The 21,119-nt window shown below is 65.5% G+C and carries 20 protein-coding genes and 2 pseudogenes; 5 read left to right on the top strand and 17 right to left on the bottom strand.

Annotated features, from left to right (window positions below; translation table 11 throughout):
• Positions 1-95: 95 nt before the first annotated feature.
• The 4 genes from istB to DAT35_RS62625 form a co-directional block, all read right to left on the bottom strand.
• Positions 96-902, bottom strand: coding sequence for an IS21-like element helper ATPase IstB (gene istB, locus DAT35_RS56660; RefSeq protein WP_108077810.1), 807 nt, complete (start codon positions 900-902; stop codon positions 96-98).
• A complete protein-coding gene (gene istA / locus DAT35_RS56655) occupies positions 899-2,191 on the bottom strand; it encodes an IS21 family transposase (RefSeq protein WP_108077809.1) in 1,293 nt (430 codons plus the stop codon). The genes istB and istA overlap by 4 nt, the downstream gene beginning before the upstream one ends.
• 239 nt (positions 2,192-2,430) lie before the next feature.
• Complete coding sequence (locus DAT35_RS58655; RefSeq protein WP_146210324.1) at positions 2,431-2,880, bottom strand: hypothetical protein; 450 nt, start codon at positions 2,878-2,880, stop codon at positions 2,431-2,433.
• A complete protein-coding gene (locus tag DAT35_RS62625) occupies positions 2,877-3,506 on the bottom strand; it encodes a hypothetical protein (protein ID WP_369946720.1) in 630 nt (209 codons plus the stop codon). Before DAT35_RS62625 ends, DAT35_RS58655 begins: the two co-directional genes overlap by 4 nt.
• A 1,049-nt stretch (positions 3,507-4,555) precedes the next feature.
• On the opposite strand from DAT35_RS62625, the gene DAT35_RS56645 reads away from it, so the two are divergent.
• Positions 4,556-5,398: a fructosamine kinase family protein gene (locus DAT35_RS56645; RefSeq protein ID WP_158502434.1), complete on the top strand. Its 843-nt coding sequence runs from the start codon at positions 4,556-4,558 to the stop codon at positions 5,396-5,398.
• Positions 5,399-5,566: 168 nt separating this feature from the next.
• On the opposite strand, the gene DAT35_RS56640 is transcribed toward DAT35_RS56645, so the two are convergent.
• From DAT35_RS56640 to DAT35_RS56630, 3 genes are all read right to left on the bottom strand, one after another.
• The gene (locus DAT35_RS56640) at positions 5,567-5,917 is read right to left on the bottom strand and encodes a hypothetical protein (protein ID WP_108077807.1); all 351 of its coding nucleotides are present in this window, start codon (positions 5,915-5,917) and stop codon (positions 5,567-5,569) included.
• A gap of 319 nt (positions 5,918-6,236) precedes the next feature.
• A complete protein-coding gene (locus DAT35_RS56635) occupies positions 6,237-7,052 on the bottom strand; it encodes a thioesterase family protein (RefSeq protein WP_108077806.1) in 816 nt (271 codons plus the stop codon).
• A 15-nt stretch (positions 7,053-7,067) separates the two neighbouring features.
• Positions 7,068-7,355, bottom strand: a complete 288-nt coding sequence (locus tag DAT35_RS56630; RefSeq protein ID WP_108077805.1) for an alpha/beta fold hydrolase — start codon at positions 7,353-7,355, stop codon at positions 7,068-7,070.
• A gap of 243 nt (positions 7,356-7,598) precedes the next feature.
• Here DAT35_RS56630 and DAT35_RS56625 point away from each other — a divergent pair.
• A pseudogene (locus tag DAT35_RS56625) lies at positions 7,599-9,065 on the top strand (IS66 family transposase).
• On the opposite strand, the gene DAT35_RS56620 reads toward DAT35_RS56625, so the two are convergent.
• The 8 genes from DAT35_RS56620 to DAT35_RS56585 form a co-directional block, all read right to left on the bottom strand.
• Positions 9,044-9,652, bottom strand: a complete 609-nt coding sequence (locus DAT35_RS56620) for an alpha/beta fold hydrolase (RefSeq protein ID WP_108077804.1) — start codon at positions 9,650-9,652, stop codon at positions 9,044-9,046. The pseudogene DAT35_RS56625 and the gene DAT35_RS56620 sit on opposite strands and share 22 nt — an antisense overlap.
• Before the next feature lie 21 nt (positions 9,653-9,673).
• Positions 9,674-10,177 carry a PaaI family thioesterase gene (locus DAT35_RS56615; RefSeq protein WP_158502432.1) on the bottom strand — a complete coding sequence of 168 codons (504 nt, stop codon included), beginning with the start codon at positions 10,175-10,177 and terminating at the stop codon, positions 9,674-9,676.
• 38 nt (positions 10,178-10,215) lie between these two features.
• Positions 10,216-11,943 (bottom strand): fatty acyl-AMP ligase, encoded by a 1,728-nt coding sequence (locus DAT35_RS56610; protein WP_108077802.1) that lies wholly within the window; start codon positions 11,941-11,943, stop codon positions 10,216-10,218.
• Positions 11,944-11,951: 8 nt separating this feature from the next.
• A complete protein-coding gene (locus DAT35_RS56605; RefSeq protein ID WP_199243319.1) occupies positions 11,952-12,854 on the bottom strand; it encodes an amidohydrolase family protein in 903 nt (300 codons plus the stop codon).
• A gap of 88 nt (positions 12,855-12,942) precedes the next feature.
• Positions 12,943-13,881: a fatty acid desaturase gene (locus tag DAT35_RS56600; RefSeq protein WP_199243318.1), complete on the bottom strand. Its 939-nt coding sequence runs from the start codon at positions 13,879-13,881 to the stop codon at positions 12,943-12,945.
• Between the two features lie 9 nt (positions 13,882-13,890).
• The gene (locus tag DAT35_RS56595; RefSeq protein WP_108077800.1) at positions 13,891-14,778 is read right to left on the bottom strand and encodes a class I SAM-dependent methyltransferase; all 888 of its coding nucleotides are present in this window, start codon (positions 14,776-14,778) and stop codon (positions 13,891-13,893) included.
• Between the two features lie 39 nt (positions 14,779-14,817).
• A complete protein-coding gene (locus DAT35_RS56590) occupies positions 14,818-15,081 on the bottom strand; it encodes an acyl carrier protein (protein ID WP_199243317.1) in 264 nt (87 codons plus the stop codon).
• On the bottom strand, positions 15,078-16,079 hold the full coding sequence (locus tag DAT35_RS56585; RefSeq protein ID WP_108077798.1) for a fatty acid desaturase: 1,002 nt from the start codon (positions 16,077-16,079) through the stop codon (positions 15,078-15,080). Before DAT35_RS56585 ends, DAT35_RS56590 begins: the two co-directional genes overlap by 4 nt.
• 900 nt (positions 16,080-16,979) lie before the next feature.
• Here DAT35_RS56585 and DAT35_RS56580 point away from each other — a divergent pair.
• The gene (locus DAT35_RS56580; protein WP_108077797.1) at positions 16,980-18,299 is read left to right on the top strand and encodes a PD40 domain-containing protein; all 1,320 of its coding nucleotides are present in this window, start codon (positions 16,980-16,982) and stop codon (positions 18,297-18,299) included.
• Positions 18,300-18,332: 33 nt separating this feature from the next.
• Here DAT35_RS56580 and DAT35_RS56575 read toward each other — a convergent pair whose 3' ends face one another.
• Positions 18,333-18,596 (bottom strand): hypothetical protein, encoded by a 264-nt coding sequence (locus DAT35_RS56575; protein ID WP_108077796.1) that lies wholly within the window; start codon positions 18,594-18,596, stop codon positions 18,333-18,335.
• 366 nt (positions 18,597-18,962) lie between these two features.
• Positions 18,963-19,934 carry an AraC family transcriptional regulator gene (locus DAT35_RS59710; RefSeq protein WP_158502430.1) on the bottom strand — a complete coding sequence of 324 codons (972 nt, stop codon included), beginning with the start codon at positions 19,932-19,934 and terminating at the stop codon, positions 18,963-18,965.
• Between the two features lie 130 nt (positions 19,935-20,064).
• On the opposite strand from DAT35_RS59710, the gene DAT35_RS56560 reads away from it, so the two are divergent.
• Positions 20,065-20,808 carry an SDR family oxidoreductase gene (locus DAT35_RS56560; RefSeq protein ID WP_158502428.1) on the top strand — a complete coding sequence of 248 codons (744 nt, stop codon included), beginning with the start codon at positions 20,065-20,067 and terminating at the stop codon, positions 20,806-20,808.
• A gap of 91 nt (positions 20,809-20,899) precedes the next feature.
• Positions 20,900-21,119: pseudogene (locus tag DAT35_RS56555) on the top strand (D-TA family PLP-dependent enzyme); the annotation flags it as partial.

The following is a 21,119-nucleotide window of genomic DNA, read 5'->3' as shown; positions in this document are numbered from 1 at the left end:
TACGTCGAGATGCTACGTCGTTCTGCTGCGTGCGTCCGCCGGAGCTCGCCCTCGCTGCTTCTTGAGCGAGGGCGAGCGGAGGCGACTGCCGAGGCTCAGCGCTCGGCCTCAGCTCCGCTGTTGGTGGCCTGCGGCACGCCCCGGCTCAGCAGTCCGGCCTTCTTCTTCTGCCGCAGCCGGTAGCTCTCGCCCTGGATGAGCAGCGTGTGGCTGTGGTGCAGCAGCCGGTCGAGGATGGCCGCGGCCAGCACGTCATCGCCGAAGACGCTGCCCCACTGGCCCACCATCTGGTTGGTGGTCAGCAGCATGCTGCCCTTCTCGTAGCGACGCGCCACCAACTGGAAGAAGAGGTGGGCGCTGCGCTTCTCGAAGGGCAGGTAGCCCAGCTCGTCCACCACCAGCAGCTTCGGCTTGGCGAAGTAGTTGAGCTTGTCCTTGAGCACCCCCTCGCTCTCGGCCTTGGCCAGCGCCGCCAGCAGCGCCGTGGCGTTGGTGAAGAGGACGGAGTGCCCGGTCTCCACCGCCGCGCGGCCCAGTCCAATCGCCAGGTGCGTCTTGCCCACTCCCGGCGGGCCGAAGAGCAGCACGTTCTCCGCCTGGGCGATGAATCTGCCGGTGGCCAGCTCCCGCACCAGCCGCTGATCCACCGAGGGTTGCGCCTTGAAGTCGAAGTCCTCCAGCGTCTTGACCGCTGGGAAGTGCGCGATGGTGATTCCCATGCTGATTCGCTTGCGCTGCTTGGCCCCCATCTCCTCGCGCAGCAGCGCGTCGAGGAAGTCCAGGTAGGTGGGCTCGGTGCGCGCCGCCTCCGCCAGCAGCGCGTCCAGCCGCTCGACCAGGTGTCCAAGGCGCAGCCGCTCCAGGTGCTCGAGCACGCGCGCGTGGATGAGCTCGTGGCTCATGCGGCACCTCGCTTCTCGGCCTGCTCCACCACGGCGGCGTAGTCCTCCAACGAGCGCCCGTGCACGGCCAGCTTGGAGCTCTCCTCAGCGGGCTCCACAGTGCGCGGCCGCCACAGGCCCTTCCAGTGCGCCTCGTCGACAACACGGGCGTGCGGCTCCTTGCCGCGTGCGTGGGTGGCCACCAACTTGCCGGCGTGGAAGATGCGCACCTGCTGCTCGCCCACCTGCACCTCGACGCTCTCGCGCACCAGCCGGTGCGGCACGCTGTAGCGCACCGTGTCCACGTCCACGAGCGCGTCATTGGCCACCTTGCGCTTGAGCCTCTGCTGGCGGCGCGGCAACGGACGCGAGGGCAGCGGGCGCAGCGCGGCCTTCTCCTCGCGCTCAAACCTGTCGAGGGGACGCTCGTGCGTGGTGCCGTGCACGCGTGCATCCGCTTCGGCCATCCACTCCTCCAGGTGCCTCTGCATCGCGCCGAAGGAGTCGAAGTCCCTGCCCGCCAGCGCGTTGCGCTTGACGTACTTGACGCCTGACTCCGTCTTGCCCTTGGTGCGCGCGCGGTACGGCCCGCATGCCTTGGGGGTGACGTCCCAGTCCTTGCAGAACTCCACCCAGGCCGGGTGGAAGCGCACGGTGCCGGCCTGTCTGTCGTGCTCGTCGACCAGTGGCCGGGCATTGTCCCCGAGCACCTCCAGCGGCACGCCTCCGAAATGGACGAACGCCGCGGCCACGCCCTCGCGCCAGTCGTCTCCTCGCTGATTGAGGAAGGCGCGCACGAACAGCCGGCGCGAGAAGCTCAGCACCGCTACCAGCAGGAACACCTTCACTAACTGCCCGCCCAGGCGCACCTTCTTCTCGCCGAAGTCCACCTGCATCTGCTGCCCCGGCTTCGTCTCGAAGCGCACCGTGGCCACCTGCGCCGCGTGCACCTTCCGCCGTCTCTCCTCCACCGCTCGTTGCACGGTGCGCACGCTGGCCTCCACTCCCTCTTGGGCCAGCAGCGCCTTGACGACGACGGCGTTGCCCTCAGCTGCTCCGTCCCACAGTTCCACCGCGCGCTGCTGCTCGGCTCCTGTGAGCCGCCGCGCCTTGGGCCGCACCTGCTTGTCGGCCGCGCTGCCCTCGCGCAGGTAGCGCCTCACCGTGTTGCGCGCCACGCCCACCTCGCGAGCAATCCGCTTGTGGCCCCAGCCCGCCTCCGCCAGCACTCGTATCCGCCGCACCACTTCCTGCTCGACCACCGGCACCTCCGCCGCGCGGGGTGCCACAACTGCTGCCGTCTCTCCCATCGAGGTTACCTCCCTGGTGTGGAGGCCCCGGGATGGGGGTCAGTTTTAGTGTCGCGAGGGGGTCAATTTTGCTGTCGCTCTACACCCGCTTCTCCTCGCGCATGTCCATCAACACCCATCTGTCACTAGGAAGGTTCTGGCGCGTCGCCCTCCTTTTTAGGTCAGCCGAGTGTCCCTCTGTTGAATAAGGAGGGATCACATCGGCCGCTGTGAGGTGAAACCGGAAGCGGACACAGCCCCTATGCGGTGAGAGTACAGACAAAACCTAGCAGCTCGGCCCCCTCACAGCATCTACGGGCACACTCCCGATCATCGCTCTCCACTGCGGTTTCACCCAAGCTAGCCAGTCGGTCAACCAAGCGGCCTGCCTCATCCACCGCGAGGCCACCATCCTCCGAGAGCAAGTGAACCAGAGATTCCCGATTCGCGTTGGGTCTCAGGCCAGTGAAATAGAGCTTCGGTCCCTTCACGGCTGCATATAGTCCGATACCTGCACCGAGTTCGCGCACCCGTTTCGCGACCAGCTCATTGGAGACCTCGACCATCTCCACTGGCCGAGCAACAATAGAATCCACGATCCGCTTGGAGACACCAAGCGATAGCTTGAGTTCACGACGAAGAAGATGAACGAGATCCACCGAGCGAGGCTCGTCCTTCCAGCCCGAGAATACGAGTTGAATGGGGCTCATTTTACACGGACTCGAATTGGACGAGGCGTGTGACCGGGGCGCGCTCCGGTCGTTCGCGTCGCACCTTGAATGATGACTTCGCTTGCACCACGTGATCGCCCGAACTCACGGATAATCTCACCCATTTCCTTCAAACCGCTTGTTCCGGCGCCCTGACCTTGAATGTGGGCCTGATCAAGCGTGATCGTCCCCTCATTGATTTCGATGTTGCCCATGATTCGAATCTCGCCATTCTCGCCTTCTGCAACGATCTCAATCACGCCCTCCTCTTCCGTGACCTCAGTAATCCTCGGTCCAGTCTTCGCATCTTCCTGCTCCTTGGTGTTCTCATTAAACAGCGACGTGAACGATTCCGTTTCAGGCACGGGCCGCGTTTCAGGCGCGGGGCTTACCTGGGGACGGCCCCTCTTCTCCGCGTAGGTATCCAACGCTTCTTTGATGGCGAAGCCCACCACCACCACGCCCGCGACGACCACAGCCCCCACGACGATCTCCGGCGCCGCGAGGACGCAGACCCCGAGCCCCATTGCCGCGGCACCCGCAGAGGCAATCGCGCATCGTCCCGCGATGTCGTGAAACTCGATCCGGTCATGGTCGAGGGCATAAAAGCACCGCTCCGCCAACACGGGCCAGGGCTCAGAAGCTTCACGGACGGCGCAACGCCCCCCGTCCGTCCAGGGCAGCGTCGCCGCTCGCTGGAGGTTGGCGAGCCTCGGGTCTCGGGCCGCTGACTCTCGGGGGCTCGGCGCTGACGTAGCGCAGGCTGAGACATAGAGCAGAAGTGCGATGCACGCTCGGAAACGCATGGCTACATCCTCCATCAAGTCAGGACCTAGCGAGTCCTGGTGGGGCTGTTCGGAGTATGCGAGCGCGCCCTGACAGGGACGAACGAGCACGCGAGGGGGGGCGGCACACGGCAGCCACAGCTCGGGCCAGGGGGCGCGCCAATGCAGCCGACAGCCCATTCGGGCGCAATGCAGGCCCCAGGGCGCGAGGTTGCCGGGCCTGTGGAACGGTGAGGCGCGAACCAGGGGCGCGCGAGAGGGCTCCAGCGGCGCGGCTGCTGCGGCTCGGGGCAGGTGGAGGGGGGCACACACGGCAGCCGCAGCTCGGGCCTGTGGGCGCGCGCTCGCGGACGGTGCCGGAACAGGGACCGCTTGCCCGTGACTGGAGGGGGCCGGGTATCCAGGCCGCTCGCGCCTCGACTTATCCCTCCAGCATCGCCCCGGTTGAGCCCTCGCAGCCGTTCGAGCCGATGCCCCTGCCGCAGCAGCTCCGGCACAGGACCCCGGCACCGGGAGAGCGAGCTGTACGTTCAGGAAGGCCCCGCCAGTCGCACACCGCCCGGCGTGGGGATGGCCGCAGGCGGGGAGGTGGGGCGCATGTGCCCTCAGTGTGGCCCTCCAGCGAGGTTGGAGACTGCACACGAAGGAGGGGGTGGGACGGGACGGGAGGAAGAACCCGAGGAGAATCAAGGCGATAGCGGGTAACAGCGCGTCCTGCTTAGGGTTTTCTATCGCCTTGCTCACGGGTTCGATTCCCGCCGCCTCCACTCTTCAGGGCTCCAGGTTCTTTGGAACCTGGGGCCTTTTTCTTTTCCGGGGGAGCACCGATGCCAGGGGGCCATTCGGAGCGCCTGTTACGGGATGAGGTGCGGATTCCCCTGGAGCGGCACGTGTCGGCCTTTTTGGGCAGGACGTGGAGGGTGCTCGGAGCGCGGGACCGGAGCGATGCGGCCTCGCACCCCGCCGCCATCCTGAGCGACGACACATTCTCCATCTTCGTGAAGCTGGGAGCCGGGGACCTCGCGCGGGACCAGTTCCACCGGGAGCTCGCCGGGCTGCGCACGTTGACCGAGCGCGCCGGAGTGCTCACCCCGACAGGCCTCGGCATCGTGCAGGTCGGCGATGAGGCGCTGCTGGTGTTGGAGGCGGTGGAGGTCGTGGAGCGAACCCCCGAGCACTGGCGGCGGATGGGGCGAGCCCTGGCGCACCTCCACGGCGTGAAGGGCGAGCGGTTCGGATTCGAAACGCACGCCTACTGGGGCAGCCTCTTCCAGGACAACACCCCGCTGGCGGAGTGGGTGGATTTCTTCCGCGAGCGCCGGCTCATGCCTCGCCTACGAGCCGCCGTCGCCTCGGGCAACCTGCCGCTGGAGGTGGCGGCGCGTGTCGAGCGATTGGGCGACCGGCTCCCCGAGCTTTGCGGCCCGCCCGTCATGCCGGCCCTGCTGCACGGCGATGCCCACCAGAACAACTTCCTGAGCACGCCAGCGGGGCCGGTGCTGCTCGACCCCGCCGTCTACTACGGCCACCCCGAGTTGGAGTTGGCCTACATCGACTTCTTCGCGCCGGTGCCGGAGGAATTCTTCCGCAGCTACCGGGAACTCGCCCCCGTGGACCCGGGCTTCGCCGAGCGGCGCGAGCTGTGGCGCATCCCCGCGTGGCTCGCGATGGTGGAGGTGGACGGAGCCCAGCACGTGGATGCGCTCACCAAAGCGCTACGAGCGTATGAGTGAGAGCCTGGAAAGCTCGTGCGCGGCGAGTCTGACCATTCCAGCATGAAAGGCATTGCCGGTATGCTCTCTCAGGGGGTGCCCGTGGCCGTCGTTCCCGCCATGTGTCCAACCCCCCCCCTCGTGTCGCTCGAGTTCTTTGACACCCTCTCAGCTTCGCCTGGAGCCGGTTCACCTCGCGCTCGAGGACGTCGTGGATCTGTTGCTCCCACGCTCCGTCGCCATCGCCCAGGTAGGCCAGGATGACGATGGCCAGGTTGTGCGCACGAGGTTGCGGGGCTCCCGCTTCCTGTCCGCCAGCAACTCCTTCGCGCGTCGGGCCAGCTCCAGGTGTTTCAACTGGTGAAGCCCGGCGAGCGCCCAGAAGCGCACCCAATCGCTGGGCTCCTGGGCCGGATCGAGGTGCCGCAGGAGGATCGCGAACGTGGCCTCATCGGGTACCTCGTCGCTCGCGGCGGCGATCGCGGTGAGGATCCACCCCCGAGTGACCTGGGTCTGGGTGCTCTCCTCGTGCTTCCCCACGGGGGCGGCCTAGTCCTTGGATGCCTGCAGCTCGAGCATTGAGTCCGCCGGAAGCTGCCACGCATTTGTTACAATTGCTGGCGTGCGGAAGAGTCTCGGGAACGGGGCTCCGCATGCATGCCGGTTTCCTGGCTTTTGGCATTGCAAGAATGCCAGCCTGCAACACTTTCGCGTGGATTGAGTATCAGGGCGTGGCGGGCAGTGCCCAGGTGGTGCTCTTCCGGCGAGCAAGGGCGCGCCGCTGACCATGAGCCTCGCCGGGCTCCCACCCCCTCCACCATCGATTCCATGGACACGAGTACTAGGGCGTGACCGCCCGCTACCGCGGCTTCAGTTGGGCGGACCATTCGGGGGTCCAGCGGAGGGTCAGCTCAGCCGTGGCGGGTCGGCGGTTGTTGGAGACAGGGGCGACCTGGACGCTCCAGCGACTGATGCCTTCTCCTACCCCCACCAACTGGCCGGAGATGAGCACGTCCTGCCCCAGTGTGATGGGCGCGCCGAACTTCAGGTGGACAGACTTGAGGCGAGCTTCATGGATGGCGTCGCCCAGCCCTGGATGAAGGAAGGAGTACAACGCATCCGTCATCCACCGCAGGTAGAAGCCATTGTTGACGTGCCGGGCCATATCGATCTCCTCAGGTTGCACGGGGCGCTTCACCTGGAAGGAGACGGCCTCCGCGGCCGGAGTCACCGCCGCGGGCTGATACTGGTTGTAGAAGGACTGCCCGTTGGGCCTGAACCGGTCGACGAGCTCACCCCAGGGGGCTGGAGCGCGGGCTTTCATGTCCACCAGGATGATTTCGGTGCGCCCCTGAAGGACCACCCTGCCGTCCTTGGCGCGTCGTAGCTCGAACTCCCGGTGGGCCGTGTGCCCCTCCATCGTGGAGAACCACGTCCGGGCAATGACGCGGTCCCCGTAGCGGATGGGGTGCTCCTTCTCGAACCGGGAGACACTGAAGATGGGCGCCATGTTCCTGGTCAGGAACCATGAGGGAGGTATTCCCCCAGCGCTGGCCGCTTCCCACGCAACCTCCTGAAGCCAGTTCATATAGGTGAGCGGCTTCAGCTCCAGCACGGCATCCACCTCATAACTGCGGGCGACGAACTCCATCTCCGTGACCGGTGTCTCTGACATGGCGCTATCCCCGGCTCAGGCTTCCTTGATCCAATTGCAGAGCAGGTCGCAATATTCCTGGCTCGTCTCCAGCTTTGGAGAGTGCCCCGCGTGCTGGAAGCTGTGCCACTTCACCTGCGAGAGTTGGCTCATGATGGATTCCTTGTCACTGCGCGCGTGCGTGCGATCCGCCAGACCCCAGCTCACGAGCGCCGGTTGCTTCACCTTCACTGGTGGGGGGGTGTACCCATGGAACCACTGCTGCCAGAGCGAGCCCAGGCAGCAGAAGGCGCCTTTTTGTAGGGCCTGCTCCAGCTTGGGCATGAAGTCGGGGTGGTGGTTGCTGGCCAGTGCCGACCTGTACCATCCATATCCAATCGTAACCGTTCACCGTGATGAAGAGTCCGGACGGGCATGAGGAGGTCCATCAATGGCACACCTGTCGGATGCGCGACATTGCTGATGCTGAGCAAGGACGCACATGGATGGGTTGAAGTGTGGACGGAGAGGAGCCGACCGAACAAGTGGGGCTGGACGGAATGACGTCTAGCGTGGTGTATCAGCTCCATGGTGGAGGTGGACCCCAGAGATGCCCGCATCGCGGAACTGGAAGCGCAGGTGGCCGAGCGGGACGCCCGCATCGCGGAGTTGGAGAACGAAGTGAAGGTGCTCACCCGTCGGGTGGCGGAGTTGGAAGCGCGCCTGGGGCTGAACTCCACCAATTCATCCAAGCCGCCGTCGTCGGACCCGCCTGGAGTGAGACGAACGCCCAGAAAGCCCACGGGGCGTCGTCCAGGTGGACAGCCCGGCCACCAGCCGCACAAGCGGGAGAGGCTCCCGCCAGAGCAAGTTGGCCGGGTCATCGATGTGCCACCACCGGAGCGCTGCAGCAGGTGCAATGAGAAGCTGGAGGGTGGGCAGCAGCAGGTACTTGTGCACCAGGTGATGGAGATACCGCCGCTCAAGCCGCTGGTGACGGAGTACCGTTGCCACGCGCTGGAGTGTGCGCACTGCGGCACGCTGAACCGGGCGGTGCTGGAGTCCGAAGTAGCCGGACATGTGTTTGGCGAGCGCTTGTCGGCGATGGTATGCCTGTTGGTGGGCAAGTACAGGCTTTCCAAGCGGCTGGTGCGAGATGCGCTCTCGGACTTGCTGGGAGTGCAGCTATCGCTGGGAGCCATCAGCAAGCGCGAGCAGGAGATGAGCGAGGCCTTGTCGGAGCCCGTGGTCCAGGCAGGGGAATACGTGCGCGAGCAGGACGCCGCCAACCTGGACGAGACGGGCTGGTACGAGGGCAAGGCGGGTGGGCAGCAGCAACGTGCATGGCTGTGGTTGGCAGCAACCTCACTGGTGGCCGTATTCCGAATCGCCTCCAGTCGGGGCAGCGAAGTGGCCAAGGAGTTGCTGGGGGAGGATTTCGCCGGATTTCTCACGACCGACCGATGGAGCGCGTACAACTGGTACGACACGGCCCTGAGACAGCTGTGCTGGAGCCACCTCACCAGGGACTTCCAGGGCTTCATCGATAGAGGCGGCGAGGGAGCGACAATAGGCCGGGAGCTCATGAGAGCGCGCAACCGGATGTTCAAGTGGTGGCACCGGGTGCGAGATGGAACGATGACGCGTGAGGAATTCGCGCGCCGGATGAGGAAGGTGGAGCGCAAAGTGGGACGTCTGCTCCGGCAGGCCGCGGTGTGCGCCGAGGAGAAGACAGCAGGCATTGCGGCGAAGATTCTCTAGCTCGAGGAGGCCATGTGGACATTCGTCCAGGTGGACGGCCTGGAGCCGACCAACAATTTCGCCGAGAGGCTCATCCGCCCTGGCGTCATGTACAGGAAGACGAGCTTCGGGACGCAGTCGCCTGAAGGGAGCCGTTTCGTGGAGCGGATTCTGACAGCCGTGACGACACTCGACCTCCAACAACGCAACGTGTTGGAGTACCTCACCGAACTCCTCTGCGCGCATCGGCGGGGGCTTCCACTGCCTTCCCTCCTTCCATTCACGACCAGAGCTCAGGCTGTGCTCTCTGCCTGAGCCTGTGAACGGTTACATCCAATCTTCTCGGGCTTCAAGGCGGTGGCGAGCTGCCCGAAAAGGGGGCGAGACAGGAATCTCTTCTTGTCCACGTTCCGAGCCCAGGTGACCTGCTGCTCCCATGAGGGACTCTGCCAGAGCAGCAGCCTGGCAACCATCTCGGGCTCCTTCGCCGCGATCTGGAGCGCGAGATGCGCCCAGACACATGTGAAGGCGAGCACGTAGGGTCCTTCATCCAGCGTGCGCAACAGGTTGTCGATGCCGGCAAGATATTCGTCGAAGGTGAAACGGAAGGACGCGCTCGGGCATGAGAAGCCGAACCCGGGCGGTTCGAAGACGACCACCCTGCCGTGTGGCGTGAGTCTGTCGAACACGTCATCGAAGTGCTCGAGGACATTCGGTGGATCGCACACCATCACGAGGGTGGGCCAGTCCGCGTTGCGCGCTCCGCCGGTCCTCACCCGCAGGGTGGCTTGTGGCAGCGCGTGAAACGCAACCCCGGGGCGAGAGCTCGCCGCCCAGCCCTTCTTGATGCTGCCAGCCCGGGCGCGGAGCCGGAAGCTATCAATCCATGTCACATTGAGCACGGTCCCTCCATTCCGGGGTGTTCAGCGTGGAGCGTCGAGCACCATGCAGGTGGCGCGACCCGAGGCGACCTGCTCCCCGTCCGGAGAGAGGATGGTGGCATCGGCGACGACGATCTTTCGTCCATGGTGGATGGCCACTCCCTCACAGCGGATGGGCCCCGTCGCCTCGGTCACCATGCGGAAGAAGGAGACGCTCAGGTTGAGCGTCGTCCACCGCGAGCCATGAGGCAGCAGCGACATGCAGGCGATACCGCAGGCGCTGTCGATGAGCGTGGACAGCATCCCCCCGTGAACCGTGCCCATGGGGTTGTAATGGTATTCGGCGGGAGTCCCTGTAAACACCGCGCGCCCCCGGCCGACCTCGACCAGGCGAATCCCCATGGACTCGCAGATGGGCGGAGGAGGGTAGCGCCCCTCTGCCCACCCCTGCAGATAGTCCTCTTTCCTGGCATACGCGCCGATCTCGTGGATGTCCGCCCAAGAAACCGTACGGCTCCTGCTCCCTGGCCTGGTGTTCTCTGTCATGGTGTTCCCCCAAACCTTCCCATTCCATGCACTGGCTTTCACCCGCTGCGACGCCATGAACCGAGCACGGGCAACTCACCGCTGAGGTACATGTCCTTGCAGGCCACGCGTCGAACCTTGCCGCTGGAGGTCTTCGGCACCGTGCCGGGCGGCACCAGCACGACGCCCGCCGCGGAGAGCCCATGGCTCGCGGTGATGGCGCTGCGCACGTTCTCGCAGAGCGCCGCGGCGCGTACCTCCGGCAGGGCCACGTCTCCTCCGTCGGTCTTGCGCACCTCGACGACCACGATGAGCTCGGCGTCATCATTCGTGACGAACGCGGCCGAACAGCCCCGGCGCAGCATCTGGGGTGCGCTGTCCTCGGCCGTCACCTCGATGTCTCGGGGGAAGTGGTTCTTGCCGCGGATCTTGAGGACTTCCTTGATGCGCCCGGTGACGAAGAGCTCCCCCTCGAGGATGAGCCCCAGGTCACCCGTCCGCAGATAGAGCTGGGAGTCATCACCCACAAGCCGGGCGCCGAAGCTCTCCTCGCTCAGCTCGGGGTTCTCCCAGTACCCAAGCGCGACGCTCGGCCCGCGCGTCCAGATCTCCCCCATCTGTCCTTCCGCAACGGGCGTGCGCGTGTCGGGCTCGACGATGAGGAGCTCGCTGTCGGCGCTGGCCCTGCCGCAGCCGACCATGACCTGCTGTTCGCGGCCATCCTGGACGGGAATCGAGCGCACCACCGGTGCGGCCGTCTTGTTGCCGCCGGACACGTACAGCGTGGACTCGGCCAGCCCGTAGCACGGGTAGAACGTCTCCAGACGGAAGCCGCAGCGGGCGAACTTCTTCGAGAAGGCGCTCAGGCCATTCCAACGAACCATGTCGGAGCCGACGAAGGCCACGCTCCAGGACGAGAGATCCAGCTCTTCGAGCTCGCTGTCCGGCACGTTGCGTGTGCACAGATCGAACGAGAACGCGGGTCCGCCACTCGTGGTCGCCCGGAACCGACTGATGGCGCGCAACCAGTTGATGGGCTTCTTCAAGAAGTCAAAGGGCGACATGAGCACCACGGGGAACCCCGCGTACAGTGGCTGCAGGATTCCGCCGATGAGGCCCATGTCGTGATACGAGGGCAGCCAGATCACTCCCATGCTCTGGCGTGTGTGCTCGAAACGCGCCTGGATGACAGACAGGTTGTGGAGCAGGTTTCCGTGGGTCAGGACCACACCCTTGGGAGCACCCGTGGATCCCGACGTGTACTGCAGGAACGCAAGGGTCTCCTCGGCGGGCGGCCTCACGAGCTCAAGCTCCGCCGCCTCGGCCACTTCGTCGGTCGCAAGCCAGACCTTCTCTTCCGCGCCCTCGATTTCAGACGTCAGCATGCGCGCCAGGCCCAGCGTCATCGAGTCGCCGAGGATGGCTCGAGGCCGCGAGTTCTGGATGATTCCCAGCAGGAGCGGCAGCGCCTTCTCCAACCGCGTCGGGTCTGGCGGGTACACGGGGACCGCGACCACGCCCGCGTAGACGCACGCGGCGAACCCGACGAGGAACTCGAGCCCGGGTGGGTAGAGGAGCAGCGCCCGCTCGCCCACGAGGCCGGAGGCCACCAGTTGGCTGGCAATCCCTCGAACCCTGCGCAGGAGCTGTCCGCAGGTGAGGCTCGCGACGACGCGCTCTCCGTCCTCGACGAAGCGATAGATTTCGAGGTCCGGCTGCTCCCTGCCGGCATGCTCGATGAGCTCGGCGAGTGACCTGAACCGGGGAGCCTGGCTGTGCCTCTCCATGACTGTCCCTACCTCCCAGCCGGCCCGAAGAGCGCGGCGGCGTTATCCCAGAGCACCTTGCGCAGCACCTCCTCGGGCAGGTAGCGCTCCAGCTCGCGCATCTCCAGATCCGGGTCATACGGGAGGTTGGGGAAGTCGGTGCCGAACAGGAACCGATCCGGCCGCTCCAGGATCTGGGGGACGAGCTGCTCGAGCGCGGGCTTCCATGGCTCGGGCAGGCGTGGCTTGCGGTTCTTCTCGTAGCTCTTCATCGCGAGCGGCCGGGCGTCCGGCAACTCCTCTCCTCGGGCCACGCGGTACCCACCGAAGGCCATGGCCGTGTCCAGGTAGAGGTTCGGGAATTCATCCAGCATGTCGAGGTAGAGCTGGACCTCGTCGTACCCGATGTGAGGCACGATGACCTTGATGTCCGGCGTGCGGCGCATGGCGCGGATGAAGCGGGGAACGGCGCACAGGTCGTCGATCTCGTGCTTGTGGGCGTTGCTCTCCGAGACTGGACCGCAGTGGATCTGCAGGACCTTGCCCGTTTCCGCGAGGGTGTCGAACACCGGCCGCATGCGGTCGTCGTCGGGCGCAATCTTCTGCATGTGGCAGTGAATCTTGATGCCGGAGAGGTTGAGGTCCCCAAGCGCACGTCGGAGCTCCTCCTCGAACCCTTCTTCCCCGGGCAGGACGGTGCCGAAGCCGACGAGCCGCTCGGGATGGGCGGCTACCAGCTCGGCCATGAAGTCGTTGAGCATGCCGGCGACGCCGGGCTGGTGCGTGTAGCAGAGCCCGACCATGCGCTCGATTCCGTAGCGGGCGAGGAGCTCGAACGTCTCCTCGGGGGCGGGCTTGTGCCGGATCGGCCAGGCGTTCTCCTCGAACCACTTCCAGATGAAGCGCGCCAACATGCCGGGGAATAAGTGCACGTGCACGTCGAAGGCGCGCGGCCCCCGAGGAGAAGCGGCGTGAGATTGCGGAGCAGCGGCGTGATGTTCTCGAGTGGCCATGGAGAGCTCAGGTCGGTGTCGCCAGGGGTTTCTTCCTCTTGGCTTCCACTGCCTCCGGGTTGGGGATGCGCACGTCACGTGTGAGCCGGAAGAGCGCCAGGAACCGGATGAGCAGGCCCGTCAGGTCCACCTGCCACCAGCGCAGGCCCGTGACGGCATAGGCCGGGAAGGTGTGGTGATTGTTGTGCCAACCAGCGCCGAGCGTGACGATGGCCTGCCAGAACGAGTTCCTGCTGTTGTCCCGGGTCGCCAGAGGGCGTCGCCCGCCCAGGGCGTGCCCTAGGGAGTTGACGCTCCAGATGGCGTTGGTGGCCAGGAAGATCCTCACGGTGCCACCCCAGAGAAACCCGAGCAGCACTCCCTGGAGCGAACCATGGACGAGGCCGCCAATGGCCGCCGGAAGCGCCAGCCCGAGCACCAGCCAGTAGTCGTACATCATGTGGAACTTGAAGAGGACCGGATCCCTGTACAGGTCCTTCGCGTAGTTGCCCCACTGCTCCGGCCGCGCGCACCGGGCATCCATCAGCCACCCCACATGGGCGTGGTACAGCCGCCGGAGACGGCCGGGATACTGCGGCCACCAGGGGGAATGCGGATCTCCCTCCTGGTCCGTGTTCTTGTGGTGGATGCGGTGGATGGCCACCCACCAGATGAGCGGTCCCACATATGCCAGGGAGCCGAGCACTCCCAGAGCGATCTCCACCGCGCGGGGCGCCCGGAAGGACCGGTGCGCGAAGTAGCGGTGGTACGCCAGCTCCATCCCGAGGATGTTCAGGGCGTAGAACACCCCCAGCAGGATGAAGTCCGCCGCCTTCGGCACCACCCTTCCGCTCCACCACAGGGCGAGGGCCGCACCCGTGCCCAGGGTTGGCACGAGGATGACGAGGCCATGGCGCAGCAGGGACGCTGTGGAAAGCCGCTCTTGGGCCGAGACGTTCTCACTCATGGGGCGGGCTCAGTCTTTGCCGAAGCGGTTGGGCTCGATGCGCCGGAAGGTGATCCGATAGAGGTGGAAGGCCCCCAGATCGAACGAGTAGCTCATCGTCCGGTACATCCGCTCGTAGCGCTCCACCACCTCGAGGGGCACCAGCTTCAGCGCCTTCTCGCGGTTGCGGCGCAGGTTCTCGAACCAGGCCCGCATCGTCTTGACGTAGTCATGGCGATCATTGCGCAGGAACTCGACCTCGAAGAGCATCTCGGAGGAGCGGACGATGTCGGCCAGGTAGGGCAGGTCCGACTCCGGGAACACCTCGCGGGCAATGAACAGGTCCTTGTGCTTGCGGTCGCGGGGTACGTCGCCGTAGGCCATCGTCTGCAGGGACATCCGGCCACCGGGCTTGAGGAACTCGTAGCAGCGCTGGAAGTAGTGCCGGTAGGCCTCGAGCTTGTCCTCGTTGATCTTCGCGAAGTGCTCGAACGCGCCCAGGGAGATGATGCCGTCAAAAGGCTCGCTCGGCTCGTAGTCCTGCCAGTTCTCCAGCCGCACCTCGATCTGGGGCAGCCCGATGGCCTCATGGATGTACATCTTCTGCTCCTGGCTGAGCGTGAGCCCCACGGCCTTCTTGACGCCGTGGTTCTCCACCAGCCGCTTCATCAGCGAGCCCCAGCCGCAGCCAATGTCGAGGATTCGCTCGGCGCCCTGAGCGCGGATCTGCCCGATGTGGTAGTCCAGTTTGCGAATCTGGGCCTGCTCGTGCGTGTCACCTTCCTCCCACATGGCGGAGGAGTACGTGCGGGTCTCTTCCTGAGCGAGGGCGAGGAAGTCGTTCCCAATATCATAATGGTACTGAATGGCTTCTTTCGAGGCGCCGACCTGCCCCTGCGAAGTGCTTGTTGTTGACATGGCGATGTCCCTGTCCCGGTTGCCGAATGGGTGACGCGCTCAGCTCTTCCCCGCCTCCAGGTACTGGGAGAGAGCCTCGATGGTCGGGTACTTGTAGGGCAGGCTCGGAGACAGCCGGCGGCCGACAAAGTCCTCCAGATCGCCGACCATGCGCACGGCCTCGGCCGAGTCGAGCCCGAAGCTGTCAAACGTCTTCTTGATATCCACCTGCTCGGACGGAATGCCCAGCTTTCTGGACAGGTAGTTGCACATCCACTCACGGCATTCCCCGGTCTGCTTCCTGGCGGCTGCTGCGTTGCTCACGGGACATCCTCCATACCCACGGTTTTGTTTTCGGGGCTTGTGTTTTCGGGGCTTGTATAGAGTTCTTTGAGGGCAATCATCTCCGGGGTCGGCTTGCGCACATCCCAGACGAGCCCCAAGGACCGTAACGTCCACACGACCCACCCTCCGAAGTCGATCTGCCACCACTTGAGCCCCGTGTACGCCGAGCTGGGAAACGCGTGGTGGTTGTTGTGCCAGCCCTGACCGAACGTGAACAGCGCCAGCGTGAAGCTATTCTTGCTGTAATCCCGGGTGCGGAAGTGGGCTTTTCCTATCAGGTGGCACAGTGAGTTGAGAGACCAGATGCACTGATTCACAAGGAAGATGCGGACCATGCCGCCCCAGAGGAAACCCATCAGGGCCCCGAAGAGATTCCCATACACGAAGCCACCCACCGCGGTGGGAATGATCAGGCCGAGGATCAACCAGACGTAATATTGCAGATGCATGCGAAGGACCAGTTCGTCTTCATAGAGGTCCTTGACGCGCTCACGCCAGTTCTCGGGACGTGTCGAGCCGGCCGTGAAGAGCCAACCCATGTGGCTGTGGAAGAAGCCCTTCAGCTTGCCCCAGACCCCATCCCCCGAGAGCCTGGGGGAGTGCGGATCGCCTTCCAGATCGCTCAGCGTGTGGTGGCGACGGTGGATCGCACACCACCAGATGGCAGGTCCGTGGAAGGCCATGGACCCGGCCGCGAGGAGGGCCGCGCGCAGGCCCGGACGGGCCTTGAATGCCCGATGCGCCAGGTGCCGGTGGAATCCGACCTCCAGGCCAATGACCGTGACGATGTAGAGGACCGCCGCCGTGATGAGCTCCGGTGCTGCTGGCGCATGACCAGCCCACCACAGCGCTATCGCCGCGGCAGTGCCTAGGGTTGGGACCACTGTCACGACGACAGCCAATATTCGATCCAACCGAGTCTGCTCGCTGAAGTCAGACCCTCCCACAAGGCTTCGCTTGCTGAGGTCGTTTCCCATCCCGTGGCTCCCTGGTGCCAGTCGCTCTAGACATGGGGAGTGGCGAAGGTCGCGGTGTGATGCTCCCGTCTGGGGGCCTGCCCGCCTACCGGACAGCGCCCCGTTCCTCTGCGGCCGAGGGACCGAGAAGCTGGCCACTCGGCGTGGGGCCCGGCCCGGACCGTGGCACGCCTCTCCACGAGCACACCGGAGGGAGGGCCGGAACCCAACCACTCCAGGGGGTGACGCGTCAGCGGATGCACGCGCGACCTCGCAGTCGAAAAGAGTCCGCCTTGAGGTAGGTCGCGGCAAGGGGAACCGGAGCTGCGGCCCAAGGGGATGAGGGAGTCGGAGAGCCGCGAAGTAGCGAGGAAGTCGGGGAACAGGTGGCACAACTGGACCCGGCGGAGCGAAGGCGGCTCGTGTTGGGAGTGAGCTTCAGGAGGGAAACATGGCCGCTACACGGAGAGCGGGAAACATGTCACCGGGACTTTTGAAGGTAATGGAGAGCGCGAAACAAGACCCGAAGGCACAATTCACTTCGTTGGCGCATCTGCTGGATGCGGAGGCGCTGACGCGAGCGTTCCACCGGCTCAGACGGAGCAGGCGTGGCACAAATGGCTGAACCGTCGGAGTCAGCGCTCGCGGCTCAACTGGAAGCGGTTTGCGGACCTGCTGAAGGATTTCCGCTCCCGCGACCAGTCATCCGGGTACGCACCTGGGGTGTCACTCCATAAGCCATTTCCAACGGAAGAGCCGATGGTGGAAATCTCCTCGTCCGGATCTGGCGGGGGCCCTGGCAGGGAAACTGGCCGGGGCTACCCTACAACCCAGGGAGAATCCCACCATCTTTTCACCGTGAGACTGGACTGGTAAAGAGAGAGGCCTCACGCCCACTGAGGCCCACTTCGGAGCCGTCGCATGTCTCGTCGAATCGCCCTCGCCACCCTCGCTCTCCTGACCTCGGCCTGTGGAGGAGAGCTGGAACGCTCCGAGCCCCTCCAGAGCATGCGCCAGGCCCTGACGAGCACGGTGCGGGTCTCCGTCCACACGAATGGCACCCAGGCCAACAACTCGGTCGGCTCGCGCTTTGCCGCGTCGGACAATGGCGCGTTCGTCGCCTTCGAGTCGTCCGCGTCCAACCTGGTCGACGGGGACACCAACGACGCCCAGGACATCTTCCTGCGCAACGTGGCCGCGGGCACGACGACCCGCATCAGCGTTGGCCCGGGGGGCGCGCAGAGCGTCTATTGGTCCTCCTCTCCCTCCATCAGCGCCGACGGGCGCTATGTCGTCTTCGAGTCCGCGGCCGACAACTTCGTCTCGGGGGACACCAACTACCGGAATGATGTGTTCCTCTATGACGCGGTGGCGGGCTCGCTCACGCGCGTGAGCGTCAGTGCCACGGGAGCCCAGGTGAATGGCAACTCCTACTATCCGCACATCAGCCCCAACGGGCGCTACGTCACCTTCACGTCGAGCGCGTCCAACCTGGTGACGGGCGACACGAACAATTACGAGGATGTCTTCGTCAAGGACCTGCAGACGGGCGCGGTGAGGCGCATCATGGGCAGTGCCCAGCCCAATGGCGCCTCGATGCTCTCGTCGGTGACCTCGAACGGCTCGGTGGTGTTCCGCTCGAACGCCTCCAACCTGGTGTCCGGCGACACCAACGCGCGCATGGACGTCTTCTTCTTCGACGCCGCGACCTTGTCCCTCAGCCGCGTCAACGTCACGTCCTGGGGTGGGCAGGTCACCCCGAGCACCAGCTCGGTGTCCGACACGCCGCGGGTGAGTGACAACGGCCGGTATGTCGTCTTCAGCTCGAGCGCGCCGGACCTGGTGAGCGGCGATACGAATGGCTGGGACGACATCTTCGTGCGCGACCGGGTCGCGGGCACCACCACGCGGGTGAACACGTCGAGCGAGGGCTACGAGGCGACGAACGGCTCCTCGCGCACACCGTACATCAGCGCCGATGGCACCCAGGTGATGTTCCACTCCTATGCGTGGAACTTGGCGCCGGGAGGGCGGGGGGTGTTCGTGAAGACGCTCGCCACCGGGGCGCTGGCGCGCGTCGACGTGGCGTGGGACGGCTCGCTGCCCTCGGTGGGCGGCGACTACGCGGCCGCCAGCACGGACTTCCAGAACGTCGTGTTCTACAGCCCGGCCACCAACATCGTGCAGGGAGACACCAACGCCCAGGCCGACATCTTCTTCGCCGACAATCCCGCGCTCTGAGCGAGTGACGGGGGGGCCGGCACATCAGCCGGCTCAGTTTCGGTTCAGGAGCCGAGGGGTGGGCTCGCCCTTCCACCACAGTTCCAGGGCGTTCGGCTTTACGCCGACGCGCAGCATGTCGACGCCATCCACCGCCGAGGCAGCTCCTTGGTCGACCAGCACATAGAGCGGCTTGCCGATCATCCGGCCGGCCGGAAGGTGGTCGGGCACGCGCGTCTGGACGGGCTCGCGTCCGGCCTTCTGGAAGGTGAGCTCCAGCGTTCCCGCCTTCAGGAAGTGGCTGACCAGGTACTGCACTGCCCATGTACCGGCCAGGAGGGTACTCCACGTCGACGTAGCGCCGACCGTCCTGGCTGCGAATGAACCGGGCGACCGGCAGCATCACTCCCTTGAGGGGGTGGACCGGCAGCGTGACGGTCACGCGCTCAATTAAGGGTAGAGGACCCGTGGCAGTGTGTCGATGCCGTCCTGAAGGCACCTGGTGGGGTACGCGCCATTTTGAAGCACCTGGAGTTGCCCACGCGGCCTGCGCAGTTGGCTGCAGCGCAGGGGCCACCCCAGTACGGGTATGAGTTCGACAGGCCGCAGCGAGCCCGGGCGACCTCCAACCCGAACAACCATCAACGGGGAAGCAGGCCGCGGGGCGGCGCATTGCGCGCGTGGCTATCGCTTGGCGTCTCGCATTCGTCTTCTGTAGTGCCCAGGTGGTTCGCCAGCCCACGCGCGAAACGCCTTGCTGAACGTCACCTCCGTCTCGTAGCCGACTTGCTCCGCGATCTGGCCAAGCCCGTCGTTGCTCGTGCACAGCAGCCCGGCCGCGAGGTGCATCCGCCTGCTGGTGACGTAGGCCATGACGGTCTCGCCAACCAGACGGCGAAAGCGTTGTGCAAAGACCGTTCGTGAGAGCCCGACCGCACGAGCCAGGCGCTCGACGGTCCAAGGCTCGGCAGCGCGAGCGTGCACGAGCCCCAGGGCGCGTCCAATGGAAGGGTCGAGGAACCCCCGCAGCCACCCGCTCGAGGGACCATCCTGCACCGAGGCGATGTGCGTCCTCACCGCCTGCACGAAGAGAATGTCGGCGACACGCTCCGCGATGGTCGACGCACCTGGGGCCTCGGAGAACGCCTCGTCGATGAGGAGGCGCAGGGCGTTCTCAAGCCACGACGGGCCTCGACCGTGCTCGCCAGCGACGCGGAGCAGCGGAGGAAGCGCCTCAAGGACGGGGTTTCGACGTGGGTCTCGAAATGCGAACACGCCCGAAATCACCCGAACGACCTCACCTTTGGCCGAGCCGAACCGGATGACGACGGGACGGCCGACCCGCTTTCCCGGCGCCCACGTCTCCACGACTCCGTTTTGCAGCAGAACCGACTTGAACGGTGTCACCGGGGCAGATGCCGAGGACGACAGGGTGTGAGCGTCGCCATGGGGGAGGACGACCAGGTCGCCGGCTGTGAGCTCGGTCGGCTTCTGGTGTTCCATTCGCAGAAGGCAGCGCCCTTCGATGACCACATGAAAGGGCGCGCCCCCCGCGAGCCCGTCCTTCCGCAGGCCCCATGGAGCGTGAAGCTCGAAGACACTCAAGACCGTGCTCTCGAGTCGCAGGTCGCGGAGGATATCGCTGAGAAGGTCCACGCTCCGTACGATGGGCGAAGAAATCGCTCGTCGCAAGCATTCCTCGTCCCGATCGCGGCCGCTACAAGGGAGGGGCGGTGCTCGACGCGCGACAGGCGCGCGCCGGAGCTCACGAAAGGACAAGGCAGCAATGGGCAGCGAGCAGAGAAGAGGCGTGCTGATCACAGGCGGCGGGTCAGGGATCGGACTGGCAATGGCCGTGGAATTTCTGAAGCTCGGATACGACGTCGCGATCTGCGGACGCGATCCCGAGAGATTGGCCGCCGCAAAGGCGAAGCATCCGGGCCTTCGCACGATGCAGGCGGATGTTGCGCGCTCCGAGGATCATGCGAGGTTGGCTACGTGGCTCGCGACCAACGTGCCGCATCTCAGCGTGCTCGTGAACAACGCTGGCATCATGCACGCTTCAGACTTCCGCGGAAGCGTAGGGCTCAGCGAAATTCGGTCCGAGCTCGACACGAACCTGCTCGCTCCCATTGCGCTGACTGCCGCGTTGCTCCCGATGCTCGCGCGCAACGACAAGCCCACGGTCGTCAACGTGACTTCCGGTCTCGCCTTCTGCCCCTCGGCGGAGTTTCCCGTGTACTGCGCAACGAAGGCCGCGCTGCACTCCTTCACCCTCAGCCTGCGGCATCAACTGACGGGACGCGTCCGTGTGGTTGAGATCGCGCCGCCCATCGTCGCGACCGGACTTGACAAGAGGAGTCATGATCCGCGTCCCGCTGAGGGAGCTGGGTCGCCCGTCCTCTCCGCCGAGACCTTCGCGAGCGAGGCGGTGGAGCGCCTCGAACAAGGCGAAGCCGAGATCGTCATCGGTGTTGCGAACGGGCTGAGGCAGCGCGGCGAGGCGTTGTTTGCCGACATGAACCCGTAGCTACAGGACCGTGAAGCCCGAGAAGAAGTATCCCTGTTGCGACGTGAGGCGCGAGTGGGCATGGGGCGCTGAGGGGGCAGGAGGGTCCTCCATGGCTTACGAGTCGTCTTACGAGTCGTCTGACACCCGGGCGGGGCTGGCCGAGCAGGGCCAGGCGCTCGCGGAGGTCTCGAGGCGGCTGGGCACGTTCCTGGACGCGCTGGGGGCGGCGGGGCTGAAGCCGGGCGTGGTGAGCGGTGGCTCCACGCCCACGCTGTGGCGCTCGCACGAGGTGGTGGGGATGAATGAGGTGCGTCCGGGCATCACGCCGT

Source organism: Vitiosangium sp. GDMCC 1.1324 (assembly GCF_003044305.1).
Taxonomy (GTDB): Bacteria; Myxococcota; Myxococcia; order Myxococcales; family Myxococcaceae; genus Archangium.
This window is presented reverse-complemented; position numbering and strand designations above follow the sequence as displayed.